At 73.5% G+C, this 2,138-nt stretch carries 4 protein-coding genes; 1 reads left to right on the top strand and 3 read right to left on the bottom strand.

Translation table 11 applies throughout. The features are described 5' to 3' along the window. Nucleotides 1-465: HAD-IC family P-type ATPase (locus tag H5J29_RS30160; RefSeq protein ID WP_181784355.1), on the top strand; the 465-nt coding region annotated here is incomplete at its 5' end. Nucleotides 466-607: 142 nt separating this feature from the next. On the opposite strand, the gene H5J29_RS30155 is transcribed toward H5J29_RS30160, so the two are convergent. The 3 genes from H5J29_RS30155 to H5J29_RS30145 form a co-directional block, all read right to left on the bottom strand. Further along, complete coding sequence (locus H5J29_RS30155; protein WP_181784354.1) at nt 608-985, bottom strand: hypothetical protein; 378 nt, start codon at nt 983-985, stop codon at nt 608-610. Nucleotides 986-1,047: 62 nt separating this feature from the next. Further along, a complete protein-coding gene (locus H5J29_RS30150) occupies nt 1,048-1,677 on the bottom strand; it encodes a TetR/AcrR family transcriptional regulator (protein ID WP_181784353.1) in 630 nt (209 codons plus the stop codon). Between the two features lie 77 nt (nt 1,678-1,754). Continuing rightward, on the bottom strand, nt 1,755-2,138 hold a 384-nt coding region (locus H5J29_RS30145), incomplete at its 5' end, for a hypothetical protein (protein WP_181784352.1).

The following is a 2,138-nucleotide window of genomic DNA, read 5'->3' as shown; positions in this document are numbered from 1 at the left end:
CGCAACCTGGGGCTCGCCACCGCCGTCGGGATCGACGACGTGCGGTCCGGTGCGCTGCCCGCCGAGAAGGCCGAGGTGGTGGCCCGGCTGCAGGAGCGGGGGCGGACCGTGGCGATGGTCGGCGACGGCGTGAACGACGCCGGCGCCCTCGCCCAGGCCGACCTGGGGATCGCCCTGGGCAGCGGCACCGACCTGGCCGCGGCGTCGGCGGACGTGACGCTCGTGCGGGACGACCTCGTCGCCGTCACCGAGGCGGTCCTGCTGTCCCGCCGGATCCTGCGCACGGTGCGCGTCAACCTCGGCTGGGCCTTCGGCTACAACGTGCTGGCCCTGCCGGTGGCCGCCGCGGGCCTGCTCAACCCGATGCTCGCCGGTGCGGCGATGGCGACAGGCTCACTGCTCGTGGTGGGCAACAGCCTCCGGCTGCAGAGCAGGCGCGGACAGGACACGACCCGGCCGACATGACGTCGGCCGGGCCGTGTGTTCCCCGATCTGGCGCGAAGCTCCCCAGTTCCGCACCGTGACCGCTCTCCGCTCCCCGGAAGCGCTCACAGGCCGGGTACCACCGTCTCCGGCGGGCAAACACGGAGCCGCGAGAAAACGTCGATCACGGCACGACGGCGTTGGTGATCGTGGCCGCGGTCTCCGGGTCCGCCTCGAACCGGGTCAGGACGTCGCGGATCCCGTCCGCACCCGCCTGACCCTGCGGGTACGGCCGGTACTCGACGAGGATCTGGGCCCATTTCGCCGGTTCGGGGACGTCGTTGGCGCGCAGGGCGGCGGTGAGGTCGTCGGGCGACGAGTCGTTCACGGACACGCGGTCGGCCTGGCCCGCCGGGCCGGGCGCGGCGCTGGCCGGTCCCTCGGCGCCCTGGTTGTCGCTCCCGCTCCGGGAGCCGCCCGCGCAGCCCGCGAGCGCGAGGGCGGCGATCACCGCCATCAGTCCGGCGGCGATGCGGTGGGTGGTGGACGTCGTACGGGGCAAGGGGACCTCCTCGGTTCGAGGTCCGGCGGATACCCGTCCTGCGGGCGCCTACGCGGCCGGGCTCAGCGCGGGTCGAGCGCCACGTGGGCGATCTGCCTCCACACGCCGAGGTTGCGCTCGTACCGGGGGACCCGCGGCTCGAAGGCGTAGGTCAACGCCACCCCGCGCATGCTCGTCAGCAGCATCTCGCGCAGCGCGGAGTACTCGGGTCGAGCGGACAGGACCGGCCCGAACAACCCGTCGACCACGGTGCGGATCCGCGCACCGAGCTCGCGCTCCGCGGGGCGCAGCACCGTCCGCAGGGCGGGATGGTGCAGCGCCGCGACCCAGAGCTCGACGGCGGCCCAGAAGTAGGGCTCCTGGAAGCGGACCCACATGTGGTCGATCGCCTGGTCGACGCGTTCCGGGTCGTCGGGCGCGGCGGTGATCGCGGCGGCCGCGGAGGTCGCGGTCTCGGTGACCCGGCTCGACGCCAGGTGCTGCGCGGCGGCGACCAGCAGCGACTCGCGGGAGGGGAAGTGGTGGAGCAGGCCGCCGCGGGAGACCCCGGCGCGTTCCTGGATCTTGAGCGTGGAGGCCTCGGCGAACCCGGACTCCACCAGGCACTCGAGCGCGGCGTCGAGGATCCGGAGCCGGATCGCCGCGGCGTGCTCGCGGCGGGTGTGCGCGGTCGGCGTCGTCGTCGTTCTCACAGTGCTCCCGAGGATCGCGACCAGTCAGTGCCGACCGGGGAGCGGGCGGGGCCGGCGACCCGGCCCCGCCCTGCCCCTCAGTCTCGGCCGTTGTCGTTGAAGTAGCCCGCGTAGATGACCTTGAACTTGGTCAGCGGTGCGGTGACGCAGTCGCCTTCCAGCGGCACGAAGCCGTAGGTCCCGGAGAACTTCTCGCCCTGGAACGCGGCCAGCGTGGCCACGAAGTCGTTCCGCATCGTCACGACGCCGTCGGCCGTGGGGATGTGGTGCAGGGCGTACCCCTTCATCGACACGTCCGCACAGGTGCTGGGTCGGTCGACGCCGTACTCGATGTGGTGCTCGATCCGGATCGGCCCCGTGGCCTCGTAGCCCAGGGCGTCGCCGAGGCAGGTCTCGGTGCCCAGCACGCCCGCGTTGTCGACGCGGCCGGTGCTCGGCGTCAGCGCGGACAGGCCGGGGGA

Origin of the sequence: Pseudonocardia pini, from assembly GCF_013870575.1 — a bacterium.
Taxonomy (GTDB): domain Bacteria; phylum Actinomycetota; class Actinomycetes; order Mycobacteriales; family Pseudonocardiaceae; genus Pseudonocardia; species Pseudonocardia pini.
This window is presented reverse-complemented; position numbering and strand designations above follow the sequence as displayed.